Source organism: Sphingomonas sp. DC1600-2 (assembly GCF_049897605.1).
Taxonomy (GTDB): Bacteria; Pseudomonadota; Alphaproteobacteria; order Sphingomonadales; family Sphingomonadaceae; genus Sphingomonas.
This window is the reverse complement of record NZ_JAFCWO010000007.1, coordinates 42,534-67,547: the sequence shown is the minus strand read 5'-3', so window position 1 is coordinate 67,547 and position 25,014 is coordinate 42,534. Positions and strand designations below refer to the sequence as shown.

At 63.7% G+C, this 25,014-nt stretch carries 25 protein-coding genes; 9 read left to right on the top strand and 16 right to left on the bottom strand.

Annotation, left to right across the window (positions count from 1 at the left end; translation table 11 throughout):
* Positions 1–38: 38 nt before the first annotated feature.
* Both ahcY and ACP7BL_RS13500 read right to left on the bottom strand, forming a co-directional pair.
* The gene (gene ahcY, locus ACP7BL_RS13505; protein ID WP_426258579.1) at positions 39–1,457 is read right to left on the bottom strand and encodes an adenosylhomocysteinase; all 1,419 of its coding nucleotides are present in this window, start codon (positions 1,455–1,457) and stop codon (positions 39–41) included.
* Between the two features lie 182 nt (positions 1,458–1,639).
* Positions 1,640–2,212 carry a YqgE/AlgH family protein gene (locus tag ACP7BL_RS13500; protein WP_341204734.1) on the bottom strand — a complete coding sequence of 191 codons (573 nt, stop codon included), beginning with the start codon at positions 2,210–2,212 and terminating at the stop codon, positions 1,640–1,642.
* Between the two features lie 116 nt (positions 2,213–2,328).
* Here ACP7BL_RS13500 and ACP7BL_RS13495 point away from each other — a divergent pair, with 116 nt between their 5' ends.
* The 4 genes from ACP7BL_RS13495 to ACP7BL_RS13480 all read left to right on the top strand — a co-directional run bounded on the left by ACP7BL_RS13495 (position 2,329) and on the right by ACP7BL_RS13480 (position 5,140).
* Complete coding sequence (locus ACP7BL_RS13495) at positions 2,329–2,808, top strand: peroxiredoxin (RefSeq protein WP_426258578.1); 480 nt, start codon at positions 2,329–2,331, stop codon at positions 2,806–2,808.
* Positions 2,809–2,924: 116 nt separating this feature from the next.
* The gene (locus ACP7BL_RS13490) at positions 2,925–3,182 is read left to right on the top strand and encodes a hypothetical protein (protein ID WP_126846322.1); all 258 of its coding nucleotides are present in this window, start codon (positions 2,925–2,927) and stop codon (positions 3,180–3,182) included.
* A 73-nt stretch (positions 3,183–3,255) separates the two neighbouring features.
* On the top strand, positions 3,256–4,722 hold the full coding sequence (locus tag ACP7BL_RS13485) for an AMP nucleosidase (protein ID WP_426258577.1): 1,467 nt from the start codon (positions 3,256–3,258) through the stop codon (positions 4,720–4,722).
* Between the two features lie 73 nt (positions 4,723–4,795).
* Complete coding sequence (locus tag ACP7BL_RS13480; RefSeq protein WP_033963821.1) at positions 4,796–5,140, top strand: hypothetical protein; 345 nt, start codon at positions 4,796–4,798, stop codon at positions 5,138–5,140.
* Positions 5,141–5,216: 76 nt separating this feature from the next.
* Here the strand turns inward: ACP7BL_RS13480 and ACP7BL_RS13475 are convergent, their stop codons facing one another.
* From ACP7BL_RS13475 to ACP7BL_RS13450, 6 genes are all read right to left on the bottom strand, one after another.
* The gene (locus ACP7BL_RS13475) at positions 5,217–7,055 is read right to left on the bottom strand and encodes a M2 family metallopeptidase (protein WP_426258576.1); all 1,839 of its coding nucleotides are present in this window, start codon (positions 7,053–7,055) and stop codon (positions 5,217–5,219) included.
* Between the two features lie 52 nt (positions 7,056–7,107).
* Complete coding sequence (locus tag ACP7BL_RS13470) at positions 7,108–7,869, bottom strand: alpha/beta fold hydrolase (protein ID WP_426258575.1); 762 nt, start codon at positions 7,867–7,869, stop codon at positions 7,108–7,110.
* Positions 7,850–8,296: a GFA family protein gene (locus tag ACP7BL_RS13465; protein WP_426258574.1), complete on the bottom strand. Its 447-nt coding sequence runs from the start codon at positions 8,294–8,296 to the stop codon at positions 7,850–7,852. The genes ACP7BL_RS13470 and ACP7BL_RS13465 overlap by 20 nt, the downstream gene beginning before the upstream one ends.
* Positions 8,297–8,378: 82 nt before the next feature.
* On the bottom strand, positions 8,379–9,407 hold the full coding sequence (locus ACP7BL_RS13460; protein ID WP_010402873.1) for an aspartate-semialdehyde dehydrogenase: 1,029 nt from the start codon (positions 9,405–9,407) through the stop codon (positions 8,379–8,381).
* 61 nt (positions 9,408–9,468) lie between these two features.
* Positions 9,469–10,185, bottom strand: a complete 717-nt coding sequence (locus tag ACP7BL_RS13455; RefSeq protein ID WP_426258573.1) for an MgtC/SapB family protein — start codon at positions 10,183–10,185, stop codon at positions 9,469–9,471.
* Positions 10,186–10,374: 189 nt separating this feature from the next.
* Positions 10,375–12,597 carry a S9 family peptidase gene (locus tag ACP7BL_RS13450; protein ID WP_426258572.1) on the bottom strand — a complete coding sequence of 741 codons (2,223 nt, stop codon included), beginning with the start codon at positions 12,595–12,597 and terminating at the stop codon, positions 10,375–10,377.
* Positions 12,598–12,892: 295 nt separating this feature from the next.
* On the opposite strand from ACP7BL_RS13450, the gene ACP7BL_RS13445 reads away from it, so the two are divergent.
* The gene (locus ACP7BL_RS13445; protein WP_221885160.1) at positions 12,893–14,023 is read left to right on the top strand and encodes a hypothetical protein; all 1,131 of its coding nucleotides are present in this window, start codon (positions 12,893–12,895) and stop codon (positions 14,021–14,023) included.
* A 69-nt stretch (positions 14,024–14,092) separates the two neighbouring features.
* Here ACP7BL_RS13445 and ACP7BL_RS13440 read toward each other — a convergent pair whose 3' ends face one another.
* Positions 14,093–15,454: a DUF418 domain-containing protein gene (locus ACP7BL_RS13440; protein WP_341204700.1), complete on the bottom strand. Its 1,362-nt coding sequence runs from the start codon at positions 15,452–15,454 to the stop codon at positions 14,093–14,095.
* Between the two features lie 98 nt (positions 15,455–15,552).
* On the opposite strand from ACP7BL_RS13440, the gene ACP7BL_RS13435 reads away from it, so the two are divergent.
* Both ACP7BL_RS13435 and ACP7BL_RS13430 read left to right on the top strand, forming a co-directional pair.
* The gene (locus ACP7BL_RS13435) at positions 15,553–16,416 is read left to right on the top strand and encodes an alpha/beta hydrolase (protein ID WP_426258571.1); all 864 of its coding nucleotides are present in this window, start codon (positions 15,553–15,555) and stop codon (positions 16,414–16,416) included.
* A complete protein-coding gene (locus ACP7BL_RS13430; protein ID WP_426258570.1) occupies positions 16,413–17,738 on the top strand; it encodes a hypothetical protein in 1,326 nt (441 codons plus the stop codon). The genes ACP7BL_RS13435 and ACP7BL_RS13430 overlap by 4 nt, the downstream gene beginning before the upstream one ends.
* 82 nt (positions 17,739–17,820) lie before the next feature.
* On the opposite strand, the gene rplS is transcribed toward ACP7BL_RS13430, so the two are convergent.
* Both rplS and trmD read right to left on the bottom strand, forming a co-directional pair.
* Positions 17,821–18,210 carry a 50S ribosomal protein L19 gene (gene rplS / locus ACP7BL_RS13425; protein ID WP_010402880.1) on the bottom strand — a complete coding sequence of 130 codons (390 nt, stop codon included), beginning with the start codon at positions 18,208–18,210 and terminating at the stop codon, positions 17,821–17,823.
* A 1-nt stretch (position 18,211) separates the two neighbouring features.
* Positions 18,212–18,943: a tRNA (guanosine(37)-N1)-methyltransferase TrmD gene (trmD, locus tag ACP7BL_RS13420; RefSeq protein ID WP_033963810.1), complete on the bottom strand. Its 732-nt coding sequence runs from the start codon at positions 18,941–18,943 to the stop codon at positions 18,212–18,214.
* Positions 18,944–18,982: 39 nt separating this feature from the next.
* Here trmD and ACP7BL_RS13415 point away from each other — a divergent pair, with 39 nt between their 5' ends.
* On the top strand, positions 18,983–19,888 hold the full coding sequence (locus tag ACP7BL_RS13415; RefSeq protein ID WP_426258569.1) for an NAD(P)/FAD-dependent oxidoreductase: 906 nt from the start codon (positions 18,983–18,985) through the stop codon (positions 19,886–19,888).
* Here ACP7BL_RS13415 and ACP7BL_RS13410 read toward each other — a convergent pair.
* From ACP7BL_RS13410 to ffh, 5 genes are read right to left on the bottom strand one after another with little or no spacing between them, the layout of a single operon-like run.
* Entirely contained in the window at positions 19,878–20,261 is a 384-nt protein-coding gene (locus tag ACP7BL_RS13410) for a type II toxin-antitoxin system VapC family toxin (protein WP_426258568.1), read from the bottom strand. The genes ACP7BL_RS13415 and ACP7BL_RS13410 overlap by 11 nt on opposite strands.
* Positions 20,258–20,533: an AbrB/MazE/SpoVT family DNA-binding domain-containing protein gene (locus tag ACP7BL_RS13405; protein WP_033963866.1), complete on the bottom strand. Its 276-nt coding sequence runs from the start codon at positions 20,531–20,533 to the stop codon at positions 20,258–20,260. The genes ACP7BL_RS13410 and ACP7BL_RS13405 overlap by 4 nt, the downstream gene beginning before the upstream one ends.
* A 30-nt stretch (positions 20,534–20,563) precedes the next feature.
* Positions 20,564–21,040 carry a ribosome maturation factor RimM gene (gene rimM / locus ACP7BL_RS13400; RefSeq protein ID WP_426258567.1) on the bottom strand — a complete coding sequence of 159 codons (477 nt, stop codon included), beginning with the start codon at positions 21,038–21,040 and terminating at the stop codon, positions 20,564–20,566.
* Positions 21,040–21,555 (bottom strand): 30S ribosomal protein S16, encoded by a 516-nt coding sequence (gene rpsP / locus ACP7BL_RS13395; RefSeq protein WP_010402889.1) that lies wholly within the window; start codon positions 21,553–21,555, stop codon positions 21,040–21,042. Before rpsP ends, rimM begins: the two co-directional genes overlap by 1 nt.
* Before the next feature lie 41 nt (positions 21,556–21,596).
* Entirely contained in the window at positions 21,597–23,078 is a 1,482-nt protein-coding gene (gene ffh, locus ACP7BL_RS13390) for a signal recognition particle protein (RefSeq protein ID WP_426258566.1), read from the bottom strand.
* A 233-nt stretch (positions 23,079–23,311) separates the two neighbouring features.
* On the opposite strand from ffh, the gene ACP7BL_RS13385 reads away from it, so the two are divergent.
* Complete coding sequence (locus ACP7BL_RS13385) at positions 23,312–24,952, top strand: putative bifunctional diguanylate cyclase/phosphodiesterase (protein WP_033963865.1); 1,641 nt, start codon at positions 23,312–23,314, stop codon at positions 24,950–24,952.
* Positions 24,953–25,014 lie beyond the last annotated feature (62 nt).

Here is a 25,014-nt window from a genome sequence, read left to right as displayed (position 1 = left end):
GTTTGCGAGCGCGAAGATCTCGCGCAGCGTGGTCGATATCAGTAGCGATAATGATCTGGCTTGAACGGTCCCTCGACCGGCACGCCGATGTAACCGGCCTGCTTCGGGGTCAGCTTCGAAAGCTTCACACCCAGCTTGTCCAAGTGGAGCGCAGCCACCTTTTCGTCGAGGTGCTTCGGCAGGACGTACACTTCGTTCTTGTAGTTCTCGCCCTTGGTCCACAGCTCGATCTGCGCGAGCGTCTGGTTGGTGAAGCTGGCCGACATCACGAACGACGGGTGGCCCGTCGCGCAACCCAGGTTCACCAGGCGGCCCTTGGCCAAGACGATGATCTGCTTGCCGTCGGGAAAGGTCACCAGATCGGTGCCCGGCTTCACTTCGTTCCACTCATAGTTCGACAGCGCGGCGATCTGAATTTCGCTGTCGAAGTGGCCGATGTTGCACACGATCGACATCGGCTTCATCGCCTTCATGTGATCGGCGGTGATCACGTCGGCGTTACCGGTTGCGGTGACGAAGATGTCGGCGCGGGTCACCGCCTCTTCCATCGTCACGACTTCGAAGCCCTCCATCGCCGCCTGCAGCGCGCAGATCGGATCGATTTCGGTGACCATCACGCGCGCACCGCCATTGCGGAGCGACTGCGCCGAGCCCTTGCCGACGTCGCCGAAACCGGCGACCGCAGCAACCTTGCCGGCGAGCATCACGTCGGTGGCGCGACGGATCGCGTCGACCAGCGATTCCTTGCAGCCATAAAGGTTGTCGAACTTCGACTTTGTCACCGAGTCGTTGACGTTGATCGCCGGGAAGGGCAGCTCGCCCTTCTTCGCAATCTCGTACAGGCGGTGGACGCCGGTGGTGGTCTCTTCCGAAACGCCCTTCAGGTTCTTGACGGTCTCGGTCAGGTAACCCGGATATTTGGCGACGAACGCCTTCAGCGCGCGCTGGAATTCGACTTCCTCGTCATTCTCGGGCTCGCCGAGCGTATGACCGGCTTCGAGCTTCGCGCCCCAGAGTGCGAACATGGTCGCGTCGCCGCCGTCATCCAGAATGATGTTGGCGGTGGTGCCATCGGTGCCGGCACCCCAGTTAAAGATGTCGCCGACATAATCCCAATAACCGGCCAGGCTCTCGCCCTTGATCGCGAACACGGGAACGCCCGTCGCGGCAATGGCGGCAGCGGCATGGTCCTGGGTCGAGAAGATATTGCAGGTCGCCCACCGCACCTGCGCGCCTAGCGCGGTCAGCGTCTCGATCAACACGGCGGTCTGGATCGTCATGTGCAGCGAACCGGTGATGCGCGCGCCCTTCAGCGGCTGCGACGCACCGAATTCCTCGCGCAGCGCCATCAGGCCAGGCATTTCGGTTTCTGCGATGTTGATCTCCTTGCGGCCGAAATCGGCAAGGGTGATGTCGGCGACGACATAGTCGGTCGGACGGTCAAGAACGGTGGCCACGCAGGAATCTCCGGTTTGGTTGATGACGCGGCCCGTAACGCGGGTCAGGCTCCAAATCAAATATAAAGATGTCTTTATATGTTATGTGAGACGGTGTCTGGCCGTGATGACGTTGCCATTTCTCCTATCATAGCAGCGATTCGACCGCGCAGACGCCTTCCAGCGGCGATTTCAGTGGCGTTTCAGGCCCAGCCTGTCTCGTTCGCCAGGAGCCGCGAATCGATTCCGGCGCTGGCAAACCCCGCTTCCCATCGACTCTCGGCATTGCAGCCATACAGCAAATCGAGATCGCCCGGCACGTTCAGCCAACCGTGTCGCGTCAACTCGCCGTCGAGTTGCCCCTCGCCCCATCCCGCATAACCCAGCGCGACCAGCCAGCGCGACGGGCCGCGGCCAGCCGCAATCGCCTTCAGCACGTCGGTCGTTCCCGACAACGCCCACAGCGCCCCCGCATGCCCGACGACCTCGATCGTATCCTGGCCGCCCCAGTCGAGGGCGTGAAGCACGAAACCGCGCCGGGGTTCGACCGGCCCGCCGAAATGCACGGGAACATCGGGCGCGACGCCAAGGTCGATATCCAACTGCTCAAGCACCGTGTGCAAGCCAATGCCCGCGATCGTCGCACCGATCCCGATTCCCAGAGCGCCGTCGGAATCATGCGCGCACATCGCAATCACCGCCCGATCGAAGCGCGGGTCACCAATACCCGGCATGGCGAGCAGGAATTGGCCAGTGAGGTTGCGGGCGGAGTCCATCGCGTACAGCATAACCGCGGACGCCCTTGCTCGCCACGCTTGAAATTCCCGCGCGCTTGCACGAGGTACGCCGCGCCGCACCTATTAGTCGGGCGGCCCCATCAGGAGAGATTCCCATGACGATCAGCGTCGGCGACCGCATCCCCACCATCACCCTCACCAAAGTGACGGCCGAAGGCCCCAATCAGGTCAGCTCGGACGAGTTCTTCAAGGGCCGCAAGGTCGCGCTGGTCGCGGTTCCGGGTGCTTTTACGCCGACCTGTTCCGCTCGGCATTTGCCTGGTTTTGTCGACAAGGCCGACGAGATCAAGGCCAAGGGCGTGGACGAGATCGCCTTCACCTCGGTCAACGACGCCTTTGTGATGGGCGCATGGGGCAAGGCAAGCAATGCCGACGCCATCACCATGCTCGCCGACGGCAATGCCGACTTCGCCAAGGCGGTCGGCCTGACCTTCGACGGTTCGAAGTTCGGCATGGGCGAGCGCAGCCAGCGGTATTCGATGCTGGTCAATGACGGCGTGGTGGAACAGCTTAACGTCGAAGCGCCGGGTGCCTTTGAAGTGTCCTCGGCCGAACATCTGCTGAGCGAGATCTGATGCTATCGGCCCGGCTTACGCCGGGCCGAACGATTATTGCGATTGGCGTCGGAAAGCGTGGAACCCGCCGTGCTGCCGATCGGTTGCAAGAGGACGTTCCAGGAAAGGGCCAAGCCATGACCGATACGACCCGCGATTCGACCACTCCCCCGGCTAACGACACGATCATCGAGCAGGCCGAGGGCTTGTTCGAGCAAGCCAAGGGCGCGCTGAACGATGCGTTCGAGGCGACCGTCGAGGCGGTGAAGGAGCACCCGCTCGCCGCCGTCGGCATTGCGGCCGGAGCAGCAGCCGCTGTGGCCGGTGCCGCCTTCGGTGCCAGCAAGATCCTGTCGAAGGATGACGCGACCGCGACCACGCCGAAAAAGGCTTGATCGCCCCAAGGGGCGTATCCGCAATACGCCCCTTGGTCTTGCGCGCGTAACGATAGCGGCGTAGCGGCTATCCATGACGCACGCTTCCAGCCCCGCCGCCGCCATCGTCGCTGAACTCGACCGGCTTTATCGCGCTTCGGTCGATCGCCTGCAGGCGGCGCTGACCACCTATCTCACCACTGGAACCCCGCCTGCGCCGCATACGCGCACAGACGGGAGTTTCGCCTACCCCGAGATTCGGCTGCACTATCGCGGAGGGAGCGATCGGCCGACCCCGCGGCGTTCGTTTGGGCGGCTTGTAACCGAGGGTGATTATGCGATCAGCGTCACCAAGCCAGCGATTTTCGCCGATTATCTGACCGAGCAATTGACGCTGCTGATCGAAGATTATGACGTCACGGTCGAAGCGGTCGAAGGCCGCCAGGAAATCCCCTTCCCCTATGTGATCGATCCCGGCCATGCCCTGAGCCTGGACCAGGTCTCAGCGCTGGAACTGGCGCGTCATTTTCCAGCGACCGACCTGGCCCATATTGGGGACGAGATCGCCGACGGGCTGTATACCGTCACCGACGGCGCGCGCCCGCTGGCGCTGTTCGATGGTTTGCGCACGGATTTCTCGCTCGCACGGTTACGGCACTACACCGGTACGCCGCCCGAACATGTTCAGCGCTATGTGCTGTTCACCAATTACCACCGCTACGTTGACGAGTTCGTCCGCTGGGCGTGCGCGCAACTGGAGCCCGGTGAAGACGGCAAGCCAAGCCGCTACACCGGCGTTTCCGGTGCCGGCGGCGTGCTGATGCGCGCGGGCGACGATGTCGAGGCGATGCTGGCCGATACGAGCGCATGGCGGCGGCACCAGATGCCGGCCTATCATTTGATGGCAGAAGACGGCACCGGCATCACGCTGGTCAATATCGGCGTCGGCCCCGCCAACGCCAAGACGATTTGCGATCATCTGGCGGTGCTGCGGCCCGAGGCGTGGCTGATGATCGGCCATTGCGGCGGCCTGCGCCCGAGCCAGCGGATCGGCGACTATGTCCTCGCCCACGCCTATTTGCGCGACGATCACGTGCTTGACGATGTGCTGCCCCCGGCAATCCCCGTGCCCGCGATTGCCGAGGTGCAACTCGCGCTCGCGCGCGCGGCCGAGACGATTTCGGGCCAGTCGGGCGACGAACTGAAGCGCCGCCTGCGCACCGGCACGATCGTCACCACCGACGACCGCAACTGGGAGTTGCAATATTCGCGCTCGGCGCTGCGCTTCTCGCTCAGCCGCGCGGTCGGCATCGACATGGAATCGGCGACGATCGCAGCGCAGGGCTATCGCTTCCGCGTGCCGTACGGCACGTTGCTGTGCGTGTCGGACAAACCGCTGCACGGCGAATTGAAGCTGCCGGGTCAGGCCAACCGCTTCTACGAACGCGCGATCAGCGAGCATATGCGGATCGGCATCGAGGCGTGTGAGGAACTGCGCCGCGAGGGCAAGAAATTGCACAGCCGCAAGCTGCGCGCCTTCAACGAACCGCCGTTCCGCTAAACGCTTGAAGGAGGGCGGGGAAACACCCGCCACCTCGCGCGTTACGCCTGATCAACGAACAAGGGAGCCGCTCATGGCCACGCCGCCGAAAAAACCGACCGACACCGCAACCAAACCCGCGACCCCGCGCAAGCCCGCGACGCCCCGCAAAGCCGCGGCACCGCGCAAGGCAACCGCGAAAAAGGCTCCGGCGACGAAGACCGCTGCGACGCCGACCCGCAACCGCTGGGGCCTGGCCGCGATCATCGGCGGCGTGGCGGCAGTGGGCGCGGCAGCGGCAGCGCTCTTCACCCTGCGCAGCAGCACGCCCAAGACCGAAGCGCTGAACCCCGGCGAACATGCACATCAGGCCGATGGCAGCGATTCCAGCGCTTCCTTCCAAGCGGGCATCGCCGATGAAGGGACGATCCCCAACTGAGGCGACCTATCGCTTGGCCTCGCGCCCGGCGGAACCAGAAGTTTGGGGGAAGGCAGACCGACCTTCCCCCCAAGCATCACCACCCCTGCGGCTTGCCCTCATTCTGCTTATCCAGCCACGCCTTTAGCGGTGCGAAATAATCGACCATCGCCTGGCCCGAAATCTCGCGGGTGCCCGTAAACACGGCCAGTGCCTCGGGCCACGGCTTCGACTGCCCCATTTCCAGCATGGCGTTCAGCTTCGCGCCGACCTCTTTGTTGCCGTAGAACGAGCAGCGGTGCAGCGGCCCGGTCCAGCCCGATTGCTTGCACGCCGCCTGGTAGAATTGGAACTGGTAGAGCCGCGCGAGGAAGTAGCGCGCATACGGCACGCTTGCCGCGACATGGTATTTCGCGCCGGGATCGAAGCGCGTCTCGTCGCGCGCGACGGGGGGGACGATCCCCTGATATTTCAGCCGCAGGTCGTTCCAGCTCTTCTCATACTGCCCCTGGGGCGTCGCGCCCGAAAAGACGCCCCAGCGCCATTTGTCGACCAGCAGGCCGAACGGCAGGAAGGCAACCTTGTCCATCGCCTGCTTGAGCAGCAGGCCGATATCCTTGTCGGGGCTTGGCACCTTGGCTGGATCGAGCAGGCCGATCTTCACCAGATAATCGGGCGTGATCGACAAAGCGACGAAATCGCCGATCGCTTCGTGGAAGCCGTCATTCGCGCCATTCTCGTAGAGGAAGGGCTGATTTTTATAGGCGCGCTGGTAATAGTTATGGCCCATCTCGTGATGGATCGTGACGAAATCATCGCCATTGACCTTGGTGCACATCTTGATGCGCACGTCATCCTTGCTGTCAATGTCCCAGGCCGAGGCATGGCAGACGACTTCGCGATCGGCCGGCTTCACGATTTGCGAGCGCGCCCAGAAGGTGTCGGGCAGCGGCTTGAACCCGAGCGAGGAGTAGAAGCCCTCGCCGGTCTTGAACATCTTGATCGGGTCATAGCCCTTGGCCTTGAGCAGATCGCCGACATCATAGCCGACATCGCCCGCGCCCGCCGGGGCTACCACATCATAGATGTTGCCCCATTCCTGCGCCCACATATTGCCCAGCAGATCGGCGCGGATCGGCCCTGTCTTGGGCTGCACCGCATCGCCATATTGGGCGTTCAGCTTCCAGCGGACATAGGTGTGGAGCGCCTTATAGAGCGGCTCGACCTGCTTCCACAGCGTATCGGTGGTGGCCTCAAACTGCGCCGGGGTCATGTCATAGCCCGAGCGCCACAGCGCACCGACATCGGCATAGCCGAGGCCCTTGGCGCCTTGGTTGGCGATCACCACTTCGCGCGCGAAATCCTTGCGCATCGGCGCGCCGACCGCGTCGTGCCAGCTGACCCACATCTCCTTCGACTTGGCAGGATCGCGCACCGTGCCCATCGCCGCCTCGATGTCGCTGCCGTTGATCGGCTTGCCGTCAAGCGTGCCCTTGCCCTTGCCGTAATCGGAGCCGAGCTTGGTGACGATCGTCGACAGCTCGGATGCGGCACCCGGCGTGGTCGGCGCGGGCAGCGTCAGGCCGTTGCGCAGCAGATCGATCTTGCGTTTGGTATCGAACGACAGGCCGGGCACGCCCGCATATTTCGCGGCCTCAAGCGCAAGGCGGACTTGCATCTCGGTCCCCTCCGCGCCGAACTTCGCGGCGATCGCGTCGGTGTCGTCGGTAATGTAGGTCGCGTTGATCCACGCGGCTTGCTGCGCCGGGGTGGAGAATTCGGCCAGTTCCTTCTCGGCGCGCGCGACGAAGGCGTCCGCGTCGGCAGCCGTCGGCGCTGCTGCAGCGGCAGCGAGCGCGGGTGCCGGGCTGGCGAAAGCCGGTGCCGCCGCCAGCGACAGAATAAGGGCGAGCGACGAAATTCCAGTGCGGATCATGTGAGTCCCCGTGTTCAACGATGGCGCAACCTGTGCGCCACCGCGCGTGGGGTCAAGCCGCTAGAAACGCTGCAATCGCCATGCCCAATTCGGGTTTGAGCACTGCGCTCATATGGTTGCCGGGGACAGCCTGATAGCGCGCATCGGGCAGCGCCGCCGCGAGGTCCTGCGCCGAGCCGTTGTCGCCATCGTCCTCGCCGGTCAGGATCAGCGTCGGCGTGGTGATATGGTCGAGCGCATCGCGCGGCGTGTCGACGAAGGTGTCGAGAATGTGCAGCAGCGCGACCGGATCGCCCCCGGTCGTCTTCAGGAACGCCTCGGTCAGCCATTCGCTGCTGCCACGCGCGAAGCTGCCGAGGTTGGTCAGCACGTTGTGGAAATAGCTGCCGCGCCCGGCGGTATCGACAATGCCCTGCAACCCCATGCCCGAGATGACCGCGCGACGTGGCGTCGCGCCATTGGCGAGCATCCGCATCGTGGTGCGGCCGCCGAGCGAATAGCCGGCGAGATCATAATCGGTGAGGCCGAGATGCGCGATCAGCGCAAAGCCGTCGCGCATCAGCACGTCGGGCGGATAGGCGGCGGCATCGTGCGGCTTGGCGCTGTCGCCGTGCGCGCGCAGATCAGGCATGATGACGCGGAAACCCGCCTCGGCAATCCACGCGGCATGGCCATATTTGATCCAGTTGATCGTCGCGTTGGAGAAATAGCCGTGGATCAGGACGACAGGGCGTCCCTCCCCGATCTCGCGCCACGCCAGGCGGGTGCCATCGAAGCTGTCGAAGAACTGCGGTTCAGTCGGGGAGTTTGCCAATAGCTTTCATCCAGCGCTCGACCGCCGACGGATTATCCGCCACCCGCGTCGTCGGCAGGTCCTTAGTGTCGAGCCACGCCTCATGCCAAGTCTCGAGCGAGAAATGATGCGTCGGCCGGAAGCGATAGGGATCGTCAAAACTGCCGACAGTGAGGTCCATAGTCTCGCCGGGTTCGAGAAATTCGAAGGTCAGAGGCGTGCCGCACGCAGCGCAAAAACCGCGCTGCGCGATTGGCGAGCTTTGATAGCGATCGGGTTCGCGCTCCCAAGTGACATTGGCGATCTTGACGCCCTTAAAGGCAATCGACACGCCGCCGGTCGCGCGCTGGCACATCCGGCAATGGCACAGATACGTATCGTCATTGTCGATCGCGACGCTGTAGCGGATCCGACCACATTGGCAGCCGCCGGTGACGGTTTCGGTCATCCCAACCTCCCAGTCTACGCGGCCATGCCTCATCGGCTAATGACCGCGTTCGACCGGAGGCTAACAGGCGGTCAGCAGCCGCTCAATCCGCCTTCTTCAAATACCGCCGCCCCAGCAACTCGGCGATCTGCACCGCGTTCAGCGCCGCGCCCTTGCGGAGATTGTCCGACACGCACCACAAGGACAGGCCGTTCTCCACTGTCGAATCCTCGCGCACGCGGCTGATGAAGGTCGCATATTCGCCGACGCATTCGACCGGCGTCACGTATCCGCCGTCCTCGCGCTTGTCGACGAGCATCACGCCGGGTGCCTCGCGCAGGATCTTCTGCGCCTGATCGGCCGAGATTTCATTCTCGAACTCGATGTTGATCGCTTCCGAATGACCCACGAACACCGGCACGCGCACGCAAGTGGCGGTGACCTTGATCTTGGTGTCGAGGATCTTCTTGGTCTCGACCACCATCTTCCACTCTTCCTTGGTCGACCCGTCGTCGAGGAAGCTGTCGATGTGCGGGATCACGTTGAAGGCGATCTGCTTGGTGAACTTCTTCGCTTCCGCCGAATCGCCGACGAAGATGTTGCGCGATTGCTCGAACAGCTCGTCCATCCCCGCCTTGCCCGCGCCCGATACCGACTGATAGGTCGCGACGACGACGCGCTTGATCTTGGCGAAATCATGCAGCGGCTTCAGCGCCACCACCATCTGCGCGGTCGAGCAGTTCGGGTTGGCGATGATGTTGCGCTTGGTATAGCCAGCGATCGCATCGGGGTTCACTTCCGGCACGATCAGCGGCACATCCGGGTCCATGCGGTAGAGCGACGAATTGTCGATCACCGTGCAGCCGGCAGCGGCAAAGCGCGGCGCGTGGATCTTGGTCGCGTCCGACCCGATCGCGAACAGCGCCATGTCCCAGCCGGTGGGATCGAAATTGTCGATATTCTGCACCTTGAGCTTGCGCCCGGTCTCGCCGAAATCGACCTCGTCACCCTGGCTGCGCGACGATGCCACCACCGCAATGTCCGCCAGCGGGAATTCGCGCTCCGCCAGAATATTGAGCATCTCGCGCCCGACATTGCCCGTCGCGCCCGCGACCACGATCCTGTAACCCATGTAATCCTCCAATTCGGACCGCGCCCGTAGCGACATTACGCGCGGACGTCCAATCGCTTTGCTAATCGTGCGTGCGCGCTTGCCACGTCGCATGGGAAATTCCATGCACGGTAGCGAGATGATCGGTAAGCGCGTCGAGCTCGCTGCCTGCAATATTGGTACGCACCAGCTTGGCTACAATCTCCACGCGATCTTCACCGCGCGCGACCACATCAAGCTCGGCCACCGGGAGCTGCGCCGCTTCCAAATGCTCGGTCAGCAAATCGCCCATCGGCCCGGCTTCCTCAGCGTCGGTGGTGATCGTCACCGTGTAGGTCGCCTCGACGCTGCGCCCCTCGATCGGGATGCGGTTGATCGCATCGACCAGCGGGCGCAGCATCGTGTTGGCGAGGATGACGAAGCCGGTCAGCAGCACCGCCTCGGCGATCAGATCGCTCCCCGCAATCGCGCCCACCGCCGCCGAGCACCACAAGGTCGCCGCAGTGTTGAGCCCGCGGACGTTCATCCCCTCCTTCATGATCACGCCCGCGCCGAGGAAACCGATCCCCGACACGACATAGGCGATGATCCGGATCGACTCGACATCGCCGCCAAGCCGCTGCCCAAGGTCGACAAACGCCGCCGAGCCCAGCGCGACCAGCGCGTTGGTGCGCAGGCCGGCAGTGCGCTGGCGATATTGCCGCTCGGCCCCGATCAGCGTGCCGAGCAGGAACGCCGCAAGGTAACTGACAACCGTGTCCAGGAACGGCCACAGATGGAAGGTGGTGAGGAAGCGCATGACGCCGCGCTTTATGGCAGCGACACGGCTGGGGCTAGAGGGCGGCGGCAAGACGGCACTAAACTACCCGTCACCCCGGGCTTGTCCCGGGGTCTACCGTGATCTCATTCCTCACGCCTCGCTTTAGCCGCCCGGTGGACCCCGGCACGAGGCCGGGGTGACGGAAAGCGTATTGCGGATGACCGAACCCTAGCGTTTGTCCTTCACGTTCCGGTCGAGGAACGTCAAAATCGTCCCCCACAGATGCTCGCTGATCCCCGGCCCGCCGACGCGGTGGGTGTAGCCGGGGTAGAACATCATCTCGAACGGTGTGTCGGTCGCCTGCATCCGCGCGGCGAGCGCGGTCGAGTTGGTGAACACCACATTGTCATCCGCCATGCCGTGGATCAGCAGCAGCGGATCCTTGATCTTGGGGGCATTCTCGAGCGCACCCGAGGCGGCATAGGCTTTGGCGTCACTGACCGGCGAGCCCATATAGCGCTCGGTATAATGCGTGTCGTACAGGTTCCACTGTGTCACCGGCGCGCCCGAAACGCCCGCTGCATAGACGCCCTGGTTCGCCTCCAGCATTTTCAACGTCATATAGCCGCCATAGGACCAGCCATAGATCGCCACCTTGTCGGGATCGACGAACGGCTGGCTCTTGATGAATTTCGCGCCCGCCAATTGGTCCGCCACTTCGACCGTGCCCATCGCGCGGTAGATATGGTCCTCGAACGCCTTGCCGCGATTATACGACCCGCGATTGTCGATCTGGAAGAAGATGTAGCCGTGCTGCACCAGATATTGCGGCAACGCCCCACCCCAGGCGCGCGTCACCTGCTGGCCGGTGCCCGGACCGCCATAATGCTGGAAGAACACCGGATACTTCTTGCCCGGCTCCAGCGGCGGCGTGATCATCTCATAATAAAGATCAGTGCCGTCCTCGGCCTTGATCGTGCCGAAGGTGGTTTGCTGATGGCTCGCCAGATAGGGGTAATAAGGATGCCCCGGCTTCAGCGCATTTTCGTTGATCCACGACAGCCGCTTGCCGCTCGCATCGGCCAGATAGACCTGCGTCGGCTGGGTCGGGTTGGAGCGCCCCACGATCATCCGCGTCGCGGCATGATCCATGCTTGCACCATTCCACCAGCCCGTCTCGGTCAGCCGCGTGACGACGCCCGGATGCGCTATATCGACCGAATAGACATGCTGCTCCAGCACGCCATCCTTGTTGCCGGTGAAGAACAGCCGACCTTTGGCTTCGTCAACGCCGATCAGCTGCTGGACGACCCAATCGCCCTTGGTCAGCGCGGTCCACTTGCCCTTGGCGAAGCGGTAGAGGTGGCCATAGCCGGTCCGCTCCGAGCGCCAGATCAAGCTGCCATCCTTCAACGGACGATAGGCTTCGGTAAGGTTCAGCCAACTCCGCGCGCCCGCTTTCTCGGTGAACAGGATGCTGCTTTTGCCCGTTTCCGGGTCGACCGTGAGCATGTCGAGCGTCTTTTGGTCGCGGCTTTCGCGCTGCACCAGCAGCGTCTTGCCATCGGGCGTCCAGTCGACGCGGGCGAGATAGATGTCGGGATTCTGGCCAAGATCGACCTTCACCTTGCCGGTGCCATCGGCCTTCATCACATACAGTGCGACCGCGACATTGGGCGTGCCTGCGGCGGGATAGCGTTGCTCATAGACCTTCGTGCCGGTCGCCCCGATCGCCGCGCGGGTAACAATGCCGACGGGAGCCTCATCAAAACGCTCGACCGCGATGTACGTGTCCTGCGGCGACCACCAATAGCCGGTCCGGCGATCCATTTCTTCCTGCGCGACGAACTCGGCCTCGCCCCAATGCACCGTGCCCGCACCGTCCTGGCTGACCTGGCGCGCTTCGCCACCGCCAAGCGACTGAACGAACAAATTCTGCCCGCGCACGAAGCTGACGAACCCGCCCTTGGGGCTGATGGCGGGGTTCAGCGCGCCGTCGGGCGAATTGGTCAGCCGCCGCGTCGTGCCGTCGAGTGTCGCCAGATACAGGTCGCCATCGAGCGGCACGAGGATCGTCTTACCGTCGGGAGCCCAATCATAGGCGACGATCCCCTTTGACCCGGCGATGCGGGCGCGCTCGCGCTGCATCTTTTCGGCCTCGGACAATTCCGCGCCACTGCCGACCTTCTTTGAATCGACCAGCATCCGCTCCTCACCGGTGCGCGTATCGAGCGCCCAAAGGTCGAAACGTTCCTTCTCATCGGCGCGCGGGCGCAGCGAGGTGAGCAGCGTCCCGTCCGGCGACAGGCGCACGCCGCGCGGTTGCACGCCCGACAGATCGGGGCTGCCGAACACGCGCGACAGCGTCAGCTTGGTCGGCGCGTCAGCCGCCATCACGGGCACCGCCGCACAGGCGAGCATCACGCCCGCAAAAGCCCAACTCGCCCGCATCCTGCATCTCCAATCCCGCATGGTTCCTCGCCCGACGAACGCAGGCGGCGTCGGCGCTTATCGCGGTGCGCGGGGACCGCGTAAAGAGGGCAAGCGCGCGGTGCGGCATCGCGTCCGGATTGCAACGAGAATTTGCTCGGCTGCGGATGCGTCGACCCGCGCCGAACCCCGCCTTGCCGTCGTTACGGATCAACTTCGGCCTGCACTTTGCGCGTCGCCCGCTAAGCTGACCTGGCAACGCGCGCTGCAACAAAACGAGAGACACCTCGACTTTCCCCTTTTCAGGAGAATAGCAATGCCTTTGGAAACACGCAGCTTGTCCCCGCGCGATGCCGCGCTTGAAATCATGGACGGTTTCAAGGCGCGACTGGGCATCGACCTGGCCGGAATCGCCGGCAACGAAGCACTCACCGTCGAGCAACGCCGTCGCAAGATGATCGCAAAACTGTTGGAGGCGACGCTCGCGGGAATCGATGAGTATCACCGTGCCGAGGGCATCGAGCTCGCGTCGCATGACGACAACACGCTGATCACCGCCGCTTTGGCCGAAGAGCCCACCGAGATCGAACCCAATATCAGCCTGACCCAGCATAATTTCGAAATTGTCCGCGGCTATCGCGGGCAGGAAGTGACCGATTATGTGTACGGTCTGTCCAAACGGCTCGAAGCGATGCAAAACGCCAAGACGCCGGGCCAGCTCGCCATCGAAATCGGCGCGAGCAGCCTGTTCAGCATCGGCGTGGCGATGGCCAAATTGACCTGGACCGCCTGGCGCGGCGGGGCGACCTTCCTCAACGCGCTGCGCACCGGCATCACCACGCTGGGCATGAAGACCGCGATCACCATCATCGTGATCGTGCTGGTCGCATTCCTGCTCTATCTGTTCCTCGAAAACCCCAAAAAGGTGCTGGCGCTGGTGTTCAACGACACGGCGGAAGATCTCGTCGTCACCAATTGGCGCGCCGGAGTCGAGGGCGGCACGGGTGGGAACCTCTATGTCGCGCACGGGCACATGGAGAATTTCATGCAGGATCACGCCAGCGGCGATCTCGATTCACCAATCGTGCAGATCCGCCAACGCTTCTTCTTCGAACCGAACGATCCCGACAATGTCGTGTTCGGCGGGATCTATTTCGCCGATCGCAATTTCGGCCTGCGCGGCAGCGAGGGGGTAATGCTGTTCACATCGCTGAACAGCCCTTTCTCCGCCGCGCATCTCTACGCCGTGCCGTATGTCAACGATAACGGCACCAACATGCGCTTGATGACCGGCCAGAAACCCAATCTCGAAACGCTGTTCCGCGAGATGTACGATACGCGCAAGGTGCGGGTCGATTTCGCCGAGGGCGGGTATCGCTTTACCTCGACCGTGAATGACGCGCGCGGTGGCGTGGTCGGCTTGATCGGCACGATCTCGACGACCTGATCCGAAAGCGGCAGGGCGTGGTGGACGCAGTCCGGCATGCCCTGCTGGCCACGACGCGATCCGCCTCGCTCAAGCGAGCGCCGGGCTTCCCTCCACCTGCGGCCCCACCCGCGCCCGCTTGCGCCATGGCAGCACGCGGCGCTCCACCAGCGAACGCCACGCCCATTCGACCGGCGCAATGTCGAAATGCCGCACCCACACATTGGCGCCGATCAGCAACGCCGCATTGATGAGGAAGGCCGTTACCATCAGCGGTCCCCATGTCATCTTGCCGTACAGGCCGAGCATGAATGGCGGGTACAGCACCCACAGGCAGATCAGCGTCTGCGCGATATAGATCGACAGCGCCGTCCGCCCGGCCGCGACGAACGGGCGCAACAGCCGCGCCCCGACGGCGCTGCTGACGAGCAGGTTGATCAGCGCGACATGGCCCAGCGTCATCGCCTGCCGCGCAAACTCATAGCTCGCCCAGAAGGTATAGGGACCATTGCCGAATTCCATCTGTTCGGACGCGCCGATGACCCGCAGCGTGATGCCGACGGCATAAGCGATCAGTGCGGTCCAGACGTAAAAGCGCCGCGAGCGCCGCCCCTGCAGGATGCCGAGCTTATAAAGCGCGGCACCGATCAGCATGACGCTCGCCGCTTCCCATACGAACAATATCTCGAGGAACTGCGACTCGATATCGAGGAAGGAGCCCCATTGTGCGTGCGCCCAGGTGATGAAAGTGCCCTTGCGCGCTTTGTCTTCGGCGGCGATGTCGTTGTGCGATTTGGCGCGGGCCTCGGCGCGCTTTTTGTCCCGCTCGGCCTTGTCCTTCAGGACCTTGCGTTCTTCCGCGGTCGGCTTGGTTCCGGCGGCCACCTTGGCCTCGATCGCCGCCACTTGCGCGCGCGTCTGCAGCGTCAGGTAATAGCCGAAATACCCCCCGCCCCCCAATTGGAACAACGCCAGCGTCAGGCCGATCATGATCAGCCATTGCGGGCGCAACCGCCGGAACAGGAACGCGACCAGCGCGGCCAGCCCATAGGTGTGGAGAATGTCCCCGGGCCACAACAGGATGAAGACATGCACCAGCCCGAATGCGAACAGGATGAGATTGCGTACATAATAGCGCCGCATCACCACCCAGCCGCTGGCCTTGTCGGCCACGCGATCGGTCAGGATCACCATCCCCGCGCCGAACAGCATTTCCAGCATGCAGCGGGCGGTGCCATTGGCGAACACTTCGCGCAGCCACCAGGCGATCCGGTCGGTCTGCGACCAGCCGAGATGCCGGATATCGTCGAACGACGCGTAAATCGACTGCCCCATGTCGTTGATGTTCATGAACAGGATGCCGAGGATCGCCACCCCGCGCAGAATATCGAGCACCGCGATGCGCGGCGCGCCATCGGGTTCGGCGGCGGTGGTCATGGTGACGTCGGACATATTTCCCCCCGGAATAGTCGGCAGCCGACCATAGCGAATCGCGGTGTATCGTGCAAACATGACACGTAGGTCGAGAACGGATGCGGGGGGGGTAGCGAATGTGGCGGATCGGGTCGGCGCAAAAGGCCTTCGCGGCACTTGTTTTAACGGTCCTGCTTCTTGCCGGGGCAACCCCGGTGCTGAGCCAGTCGATCCACGACCGTATTTATCCCGCGCCAACCGCACCAATCGCGACCGCAGTCCTCCCTGCAGGGGCCGAGCGCGTCACGGTCCAAACTAGCGACGCGCTGTCGATCACCGGAGCTGCGGTCGCCGCCGCGCCGGGCAAACCGACGCTGCTGGTGTTCCACGGCAATGGCTCCAGCGCGATGAGCACGCTCGACTGGTTCGTGCCCGCCATCGCCAAGGGCTATGGCGTCGTAGCGGCGGAATATCGCGGCTATTCGGGCAACCCAGGTCGCGCCGACGAGCCCGGGCTCGCGCGCGATGCCGACGCCTTTTATGCCGAGGCACGGCGGCGGGCAGGGGGCAGGCGGCTGATCGTCGTTGGCCACAGCCTTGGCGGCGGCGTGGCCTTCGGGCTGGCGTCACGGCAAAAGCTGGATGCGCTGGTGACGATTGGCACCTTCACCAGCCTGACCGCGATGGTACCGAAGATCGGGCGCGCGTTCGTCAGCGACCGCTACGACAATCTTGCCACGGTGCCGACGCTGGACGAGCCCTATTTCCTGATCCACGGCCTCGCCGATCAGACCATCCCAGCTGCGATGGGGCAAGAACTCCACAAGGCCGCACACGCCGCCAAACGCACTGGTTTCAGCGTGGTGATCCAGGGGGCCGACCATCACCCTGATGGCGCGATGATTGCTTCAATCCTGGAAACGATCGTGGCACATCTGGACCACCCCGATGCGGCGGCTTTGCCCCTACCCGACACCGTGAAGATTTATGGCTTCGGTTGAGCCTTGCCGCCACGATATTCGCGCACTCTCTTGACTGGTCTCGCAACATCGTCAGTCTCGATCGCCGAGGTTGGGAGCGGATAATGGTAGGAAAGCGGTTCGTTTTTATAGCCTTGTCCCCATTGCTCCTCGGCGCGCAGAGTCCACCGCAATCGCCCGCTGCCGATGTGGCAGATACCGCTTTGGCTAAGGGGCGCTACCTCGAGGCCAGTGACGCCTTGGCCGCCGCAGCCTTCGGCCCTGACGGCAAAGTCCGTGACGACTTCGCCTTCCAGATGTGGGAACAGATCAGCCCAATGCTCACCAATGAACTCGACCCAGCCGTGCTGGCCCGTGCAGAGCCTGGCTCGCCCCCCGACCCCAGTTGGGCGACGCGCGTGGCGGCGGCCACTCCACACGATGCGATTGAAGAGATCGTCCGGCGCGCGCGCGACACCAGCATCGTTATCTTGAATGAAGCCCATGATAGCCCGCGCGACCGTGCCTTTGCTTTGCAAGTGGCACGTGCGTTAAAACCCCTTGGGTACTCGACCCTGGCCGCAGAGACGTTTGATAGCGAGCCTGCTGAACCCGGCCACGCCTCGATGATCGACAAACTCAGGCAGGACGGTTTTGTCCGGATCAGCACCGGTTATTACACGCGAGACCCGGTATTTGCGGGCTTTGTGCGCGAGGCTTTGGCGTTAGGGTATCGCCCCGTGGGCTATGAAGAAACCAGCAAACAGCGCCCGAAAGAGGGTGGCATTGCTCCGCGAGAGAAAGCGCAAGCCGAGAATTTGGCAGCGGTGCTTGCGGCTCAACCGACCGCGAAAACGCTGGTTTACGTGGGATATAGTCACGTCGCGGAAGCCCCGCTTCAGTCCCATAGCGGCAAGATCGACTGGATGGCGAGCCGCCTGAAACGGCTGACCGGCATCGATCCCCTTACCATTGACCAGACGACCTTAACCGATCTGTCGCCTCGCGAACGCACTGCATACGCCGCTGCCTCAGCGCGCATCGGGAACCGACCGAGCGTCTTCTTGGAAGGCAACAACCCGCTCATTCTCGGGCGCTATGCTGGTGCGGTTGACCTGCAGGTGGTCCATCCGGCCAGAGCGTATCGCTATGGCCGCCCCCAATGGCTGGTTGAAATGGGTGGCACGCCACTCGCAATCCCGAAAGAGCTGCTGCCGACCTCGGGGCGTCGGCTGATCCAGGTTTTTGCCGCAGATGCCCCGCCGGATGCCGTCCCGCTCGACCAAATTGTGGTACAAGCCGGTGCCCCCTTGCCGATGCTGTTCGCACCCGCCGTACCCGTGCGTTTTACCATCGGTTCATAGCAAGCCGCTCTGGCACAAACAAAAAGGGCACGGGGACCAAAGCCCCCGCGCCCTCCTGTTAGCCTCACGGCCAGCCGTCCGATTACTCGGCAGCGCCGCCCTTGGCCGGACGGGTGTCGCGGCGCTCGGCGATACGTGCCGACTTGCCGGTACGACCACGCAGATAATAGAGCTTCGCACGACGCACTGCGCCCTTGCGGACGACTTCGATGCTGTCGACGTTGGGCGAATAGAGCGGGAAAACGCGCTCTACGCCTTCACCGAACGAAATCTTCCGCACGGTGAAGTTCGAGCCCATGCCCTTGTTGGAACGCGCGATGCACACGCCTTCATAATTCTGAACGCGGGTGCGCTCGCCTTCGACCACCTTCACGCCGACCTTCAGCGTATCGCCAGGGCGGAATTCGGGGATCTTCTTGGTCTCGAGAAACTTGGCAATGTTCTCGGCTTCGATCGTCTGGATGAGATTCATCTCATGCGTCCTTGTCTGTCTGTCGCGCGCCAGAGGGCGACTGGACCCGAGCACCCTCATGGCGCTCCCACAGGTCCGGCCGCCTTAGCCGTGTTTCGGTCTCGGCCATCGACTTTCGCCATGCCGAAATCCTCGCATGATCCCCCGATCGCAACACTTCGGGGATCGTGCGCCCTTCCCATTCAAATGGTCGGGTATATTGCGGATATTCGAGAAGCCCCGTTTCGAAGCTCTCGTCCACGCCGCTATAAGCCGCGCCCATTACGCCGGGGAGCAGCCGAATGCAAGCGTCGAGCAGCACCAGCGCCCCCATCTCGCCGCCCGAAAGAATGTAATCCCCGATCGACACTTCCTCGATGTCGCGCGCGGCGAAGATGCGTTCGTCAAACCCCTCGAAGCGGCCACACAGGATGGTGACGCCCGGCCCTTCCGCCAGGCTACGCACGCGCGCCTGGGTAAGCGGGGCGCCGCGCGGCGTCATGGCGAGCAGCGGAAGGCCAGCGGGCACGCTGTCGATTGCCGCCGCCAGCACATCGGCGCGCAACACCATCCCCGCCCCGCCACCCGCGGGCGTTCCGTCGACGGTGCTGTGCTTGTCGGTGGCGAAATCGCGGATGTTGCGCGCGTCGAGGCTCCAGCGCCCCTCGGCCAGCGCGCGACCGGCAAGAGAAATGCCAAGCGGCCCGGGAAACATGTCGGGGTAAAGCGTTAAGACGGTGGCGGCGAACGGCATTGGGCTCCTTCCCCCGCCCGCCTCCGAAAGGCAAGACGCGTGGACGACTGCATCATCATCGGCGCTGGCCCGGCCGGGCTCACCGCCGCCATCTATCTCGCGCGGTTCCATTTGCGCATCCGCATGTTCGATTGCGGCAGCAGCCGAGCCGCGCTGATCCCGCGCACGCACAACCATGCCGGTTATCCCGGCGGGGTGAAAGGCACCGAGTTACTGCGCTTGATGCTGGAGCAAGCCGAGGAATTCGGCGCGACGCGCGAACAGGCGGAAGTCACCGAAATCGTTCCGACGGGCGACACGTTCGACGTGCGCGTGGGCGATCACCGGTATCCGGCCCGCTCGGTCCTGCTGGCTACCGGCGTGGTCAACCACCGACCGGACATGGCGGGGGATGTGCATGACGAAGCGCTGGCGCGCGGGCTGCTGCGCTATTGCCCGATCTGCGACGGCTATGAAGTCACCGACAAGCGCGTCGGCGTGATCGGCACTGGCGACCACGGGATGAAGGAAGCGCTGTTCCTGCGCGGCTTCACCAGCGACGTGACCTTGATTGCGCCCGGTGCCGCGCATGAGCTCGACGCGACCTGCCGCGCCAAACTGGAAGACGCTGGCATCGTTCATGTCGATGGCCCCTGCACACCAATCCGCATTGCCGGGGACGCGATCGAGGTCACCACGCCGGGCGGTGCGCTACGCTTCGACAGCGTCTATCCGGCACTGGGGTCGACGATCCGCTGCAGCCTCGCCGTTGCGGCCGGCGCGCGGGCGACCGCCGATGGCTGCCTCGAAGTCGACGATCATCAACGCACCTCGATCCCGGGCTTGTTCGCCGCGGGCGATGTGGTGAAAGGGCTCGATCAAATCAGCCATGCCATGGGCGAAGCTGGCGTCGCGGCCACCACCATTCGCAACCTGCTCGACGAACGCCGCCCGATCAGGCGCTGACCGACCAGTTCTCGACGCGCAGGCCCGGCACATCGGCGAAATCGGCTTCGTTATTGGTGACGATGGTCGCGCGCAGGCTCAGCGCATGCGCGGCGAGCAAACGGTCGAAACGGGCGCGTTTGAAGGGCAGCCGCGCATATTCGCGCGCCGCAGCGTCGTCGAAGGAAAGAATCGGGATCACCGCGACAAAACTCGCCAGGACTTCCGGTGACGGCGGCTTTCCAACGAAGGTGCCGACGGCGATCTCCGCGAAACTGATCGCGGAGATCGCCACCTCGCCCGGGAAGCACGCCGCCAGGCGATCGTTCACTGCCGAAAATCGCTCCGACATCGTGTAGATCGCCATGTCGGCATCGATGAGATAGCGCGTCACGCGTCGCGCGCTGCAAGCCGCTTTGCGATCGTGCTGGGCCGCTCGTCGAAATCGCCATGCGGAATTAAGCGTGCGCCGGGTGCCTTGCCCGCGAAACCGCTAATGTCGATCGTCCGCCGGGGCGCGTCGACGGGTTCTACGCGAAACGACATCGGCGCCTCCTTGACCATACGCACTTCGGTGCCTTCGGGAATGCCCATCCCCTTGGGCAGCCGCAACGCGACCGAATTGCCCGACTTGAATGTGGTACCCTTATATTCGTCGTCCGGCATCGCAGCCTCCGTATACACGTTACGTATATACTAAACCACGAAGGCAGTGTCAACGACGAGGCGCTCCGCACTCCAATCGGGTACGGCGTCGGCGTTCATCGGCACCATGAAGCGCTTCTTGTCGGGCCGTTCGACTTCAATCACATCGCCCGCGCCGAAATCATCGATCGCGACGACCTGCCCCAGCGCCTCACCTTCCAGCGAGACGACGGGCAAGCCGAGCAGATCGGCATGATAATATTCGCCCGGCTCCAGCGGCGGCAATGCCGAGCGCGGTACGGTCAGTTCGGTGCCGCGCAATGCCTCGGCGGCGTTGCGGTCGGTCACCTCAGCAATGCGGGCGATCGCGCCATTGCTGCCATGGCGCACCGACTTCAGCGTCAGTGCGCCGCCGTTGAAAACCTTATAGCTGCTCAGGTCCTCGGTAAAGACCTTGAGACGGACTTCCCCCGTCACACCATGCGCGCCGATGATGACGGCAAGCGTGACGGGGGAATCGGGTCGCATCAGCCGTTCGCCGGGGTTTCTTCAGCGGTCGCTTCGGCGACGGCTTCGGCTTCCGGGGTCGGGGTTTCGGTTGCGGCTTCTACCTCAGCGGCCATGACAGCTTCGGCTTCAGCAGCTGCGGCAGCGGCCTTGGCCTCTTCCTCAGCGGCAGCAGCGGCGACCTTGGCGGCCTCGGCATCGTCCAGCTTCTTCTGGCGCTCTTCCAGGCGCTCGGTCGCCTTTTCGCCGGGCTTGCCCTTGTTCGGGTTGTTGCGGGCTGCACGCTCGCGCACGCCGGTCACGTCGAGGAAACGCGCAACGCGGTCGGTCGGCTGCGCGCCGACGCCCAGCCAATAGTTCGCACGCTCGGTGTCGAGCACGATGCGCTTCTCGTCGTCCTTGGCGAGCAGTGGGTTGTAGGTGCCGATTTTCTCGATGAACTTGCCGTCGCGCGGGTTGCGCGCATCGGCAACGACGATGCGATAGTAAGGGCGCTTCTTGGAACCACCGCGCGAGAGACGAATGCTGACTGCCATTTTCTGTACCTTCTTCTTTTAATACGTTGATTGGGTTAAACTTATTTCTTCTTGAGCAAATTCTCGAAGCCGGGAGGAAGCTTGGTCTGGCCGCCGCCGAGGCCAGGAAGGCCACCACCGCCGCCGCTGAGCATCTTCGCCGGATCGATCCCGCCGCCCAGCGCACCGCCCAGCCCACCAAGACCGCCGCCACCGCCGAACATCTTGGCCATGCCGGCCAAGCCGCCCATCTTTTTGATCTTCTTCATGGCATTCGCCATTTCCTGATGCATCTTGATGAGCTTGTTGACGTCCTGCACCGTGGTGCCGGAGCCCTTGGCGATACGGATCTTGCGCTTGGCGTTGAGCAGTTCCGGCTTGCGGCGCTCCTTCGGCGTCATCGAGGTGATGATCGCGTCCATCCGCACCAGCACCTTTTCGCCGCCGACCTGGTCGACTTGCGCCTGCGCCTTCTTCATGCCGGGGATCATACCCGCCAGCGCGCCGATGCCGCCCATGCGCTGCATCTGCGCAAGCTGCGCGCGCAGATCGTCCATGTCGAACAAGCCCTTGGCGAGCTTGGCCGCCATCTTCTCGGCATCTTCGACCTGGATCGCTTCGGCCGCACGCTCGACCAGGCCGACCACGTCGCCCATGCCGAGGATCCGCCCGGCAACGCGCTTGGGGTCGAACGCTTCCAGCGCATCGAGCTTTTCGCCCATGCCGGCAAACTTGATCGGCTTGCCGGTGACGGCGCGCATCGACAGCGCCGCACCGCCGCGCGCATCGCCATCCATGCGGGTCAGCACGACACCGGTCAGCGCGACCTGATCGGAGAAGTTCTTGGCGACGTTGACCGCATCCTGCCCGGTCAGCGCATCGACCACGAGCAGGATTTCGGTCGGCTTGGTCACTTCGGCGACCGCGCGCATTTCGTCCATCAGCGCCTGGTCGACATGCAGACGCCCTGCCGTGTCGAGCATCAGCACGTCATAGCCCTGCAGCTTCGCCGCCTGCAGCGCACGCCGGGCGATGTCGACCGGCTGCTGCCCGGCGACGATCGGCAGGGTCGAAACGTCGGCCTGCGTGCCGAGCACCGCCAACTGCTCCTGCGCATTCGGGCGATTGACGTCGAGCGACGCCATCAACACCTTCTTGCCTTGCTTCTTGGCGAGCCGCAGCGCGATCTTCGCGGTCGTCGTCGTCTTGCCCGAGCCTTGCAGACCGACCATCATCACGATCGCGGGCGGCGTCACATCGAGTTCGAGCTCCGACGCTTCGGACCCGAGCATCTCGACCAGCGCGTCGTTGACGATCTTGACGACTTGCTGGCCGGGTGTGACCGAGCGCAGCACGTTCTGGCCGACCGCCTGTTCGGTGACCTTATCGACGAAATCGCGCGCCACCGGCAAAGCGACGTCGGCTTCGAGCAAGGCCACGCGCACTTCGCGCATCGCTGCGCGCACGTCGGCGTCGGTCAGCGCACCGCGCCCCCGCAACCGATCGAACACACCGCCAAGACGGTCGCTCAGGCTCTCGAACATCCGAAAAAACCCTTCTCAAAAGTCGCTTTTGCCCAGTAACGCAAAGAACGCCGGCGGACGAAACCTCGTCGGCCGGCGTAGCCCCGTGGGGCAGCCTTCACGCACCTGAACAGGAGCGATTGAGGTTGCCCCTACCGCAACACAAGCAATTGCGCAACCATCCGGCTTAACACGATCTACACGGGTAGCGTGGGATGGACACGAACCGGGAAAGCGTTGGGGCGAAAGACAGCATGATGGCCGAGTCGAGGGTTGGCGAAACGAGCGAGCAGGGCACACGGGTGCCCGCCGAACGCCACGACATCTTGAACGGCGCGATCACGGTGGCGGCGATTCTGTTGTTCGTCGGCACCGGCAGTGCAGCGCTATCGTCGACGATCCAACGCTATTTCAACGATGGCCCCGGCCCCGACCAGACACTCGTCATCGCCTTGCTGCTCAACGTCGCGCTGATCCTGTTCGGGTGGCGTCGCCACCGCGAGTTGGCGCATGAAGTGGCGATACGGACCGCTGCTGAGGAACGTGCGCAATTGCTCGCCTCCAAGGATCCGCTGACGGGCTTCCTCAACCGCCGCAGCCTGGCCGAGGAAGGGGCGGCCATGTTCGTCCGGGCACAGGCCCGCCATAAAGCGATGGCGTTGCTGATGCTCGACCTCGACCATTTCAAGACCGTCAACGACATGCACGGCCACGCAACGGGCGATGCCCTCCTTCAGCAAGTCGCCGTGCAAATTGCCGAAGCGATGCCCAGCGTTGCGCTGACCGCGCGCTTCGGCGGCGACGAATTCGCCTGCGCCTTCCTATTCGACCCCACCGACCCATCCACCGTCGAACGCATCGCCGAAAAGCTCGTCAGCCGTCTGGCGCAGCCGTTCCAGGCCGGCGGATTGCAGCTGCACATCTCGGTATCGGTGGGCATCGCGCGTTCGGACTTCGATTGCACCAGCATCGATGCGCTGATGCGCGCCGCCGACATCGCGATGTATTCGGCCAAGAATTCCGGGCGCAATCGCTTCGCCTGGTTCGACCAGTCGATGGAGCGCGAGTTGCAGGTCCGCAACGATCTGGAAGTGGGCCTGCGCAGCGCCATCCCGCGCGCTGAAATCGTGCCCTATTTCGAGCAGCAGATTCACCTGGCGACCGGACGACTGAGCGGTTTCGAAGTGCTGGCGCGCTGGGACCATCCGACGCGCGGGCTGATCGGCCCCGACGCCTTTATCCCGATTGCCGAGGAAACCGGCATGATCGCCGATCTGTCGCTGTCGGTGATGCGCCAGGCCTTCCTCGCCGCCAAGGACTGGGACGCCAGCCTGTCGCTGTCGGTGAACATTTCGCCGTGGCAGTTGAAGGATGCGTGGCTCGCACAGAAGATCATCAAGGTGCTGACCGAAACCGGCTTCCCGGCCAGTCGGCTGGAAATCGAGATCACCGAGACGTCATTGTTTCATAACCTCGCGCTGGCGCAATCGATCGTGGGGAGCCTCAAGAACCAGGGCGTGCGCCTCGCACTTGATGATTTCGGCACGGGCTATTCCTCGCTCGCGCATCTGCGCGCGCTGCCCTTCGACCAGATCAAGATCGACAAGAGCTTCATCATGTCGATCAACGAGAATAGCGAAAGCGCGGCGATCGTCACCGCAATCACGCGGCTGGGCGAGAGCCTCAACCTGCCGATCACCGCCGAGGGCATAGAGGATGCGAGCATCGAGGAACGGCTGCGCGCGCTGGGCTGCGCCAAGGGCCAGGGGTATTTCTACGGCCGTCCGACCAGCATCGCCGTTACCCGGCGGCTGTTGGCCGAGCGGCGGCTGTTGCAGGTGGTGACGACCGATCCGGCCTTCCAACCGGCAGAGGAACACCGCCGGGCGAGCTGACGTTGTCACCATCGTCGAGCGGGGCGGTGCATGGACTTCGCCCGCATCCGCTCCTAGATCGC

Excerpts from the sequence above, each read along its gene's own strand:
- ACP7BL_RS13445 (WP_221885160.1), top strand. The coding sequence starts at position 12,893 with ATGCCTTTGGAAACACGCAGCTTGTCCCCGCGCGATGCCGCGCTTGAA.
- ACP7BL_RS13385 (WP_033963865.1), top strand. The coding sequence starts at position 23,312 with ATGATGGCCGAGTCGAGGGTTGGCGAAACGAGCGAGCAGGGCACACGG.
- ACP7BL_RS13455 (WP_426258573.1), bottom strand. The coding sequence starts at position 10,185 with ATGCGCTTCCTCACCACCTTCCATCTGTGGCCGTTCCTGGACACGGTT.
- ACP7BL_RS13480 (WP_033963821.1), top strand. The coding sequence starts at position 4,796 with ATGGCCACGCCGCCGAAAAAACCGACCGACACCGCAACCAAACCCGCG.
- ffh (WP_426258566.1), bottom strand. The coding sequence starts at position 23,078 with ATGTTCGAGAGCCTGAGCGACCGTCTTGGCGGTGTGTTCGATCGGTTG.
- ACP7BL_RS13435 (WP_426258571.1), top strand. The coding sequence starts at position 15,553 with ATGTGGCGGATCGGGTCGGCGCAAAAGGCCTTCGCGGCACTTGTTTTA.
- rimM (WP_426258567.1), bottom strand. The coding sequence starts at position 21,040 with ATGCGACCCGATTCCCCCGTCACGCTTGCCGTCATCATCGGCGCGCAT.
- ACP7BL_RS13495 (WP_426258578.1), top strand. The coding sequence starts at position 2,329 with ATGACGATCAGCGTCGGCGACCGCATCCCCACCATCACCCTCACCAAA.
- ACP7BL_RS13500 (WP_341204734.1), bottom strand. The coding sequence starts at position 2,212 with ATGGACTCCGCCCGCAACCTCACTGGCCAATTCCTGCTCGCCATGCCG.
- ACP7BL_RS13465 (WP_426258574.1), bottom strand. The coding sequence starts at position 8,296 with ATGACCGAAACCGTCACCGGCGGCTGCCAATGTGGTCGGATCCGCTAC.
- rpsP (WP_010402889.1), bottom strand. The coding sequence starts at position 21,555 with ATGGCAGTCAGCATTCGTCTCTCGCGCGGTGGTTCCAAGAAGCGCCCT.
- ACP7BL_RS13485 (WP_426258577.1), top strand. The coding sequence starts at position 3,256 with ATGACGCACGCTTCCAGCCCCGCCGCCGCCATCGTCGCTGAACTCGAC.
- rplS (WP_010402880.1), bottom strand. The coding sequence starts at position 18,210 with ATGAATCTCATCCAGACGATCGAAGCCGAGAACATTGCCAAGTTTCTC.
- ACP7BL_RS13450 (WP_426258572.1), bottom strand. The coding sequence starts at position 12,597 with ATGCGGGCGAGTTGGGCTTTTGCGGGCGTGATGCTCGCCTGTGCGGCG.
- trmD (WP_033963810.1), bottom strand. The coding sequence starts at position 18,943 with ATGCCGTTCGCCGCCACCGTCTTAACGCTTTACCCCGACATGTTTCCC.
- ACP7BL_RS13460 (WP_010402873.1), bottom strand. The coding sequence starts at position 9,407 with ATGGGTTACAGGATCGTGGTCGCGGGCGCGACGGGCAATGTCGGGCGC.
- ACP7BL_RS13490 (WP_126846322.1), top strand. The coding sequence starts at position 2,925 with ATGACCGATACGACCCGCGATTCGACCACTCCCCCGGCTAACGACACG.
- ACP7BL_RS13405 (WP_033963866.1), bottom strand. The coding sequence starts at position 20,533 with ATGCCGGACGACGAATATAAGGGTACCACATTCAAGTCGGGCAATTCG.
- ACP7BL_RS13440 (WP_341204700.1), bottom strand. The coding sequence starts at position 15,454 with ATGTCCGACGTCACCATGACCACCGCCGCCGAACCCGATGGCGCGCCG.
- ACP7BL_RS13475 (WP_426258576.1), bottom strand. The coding sequence starts at position 7,055 with ATGATCCGCACTGGAATTTCGTCGCTCGCCCTTATTCTGTCGCTGGCG.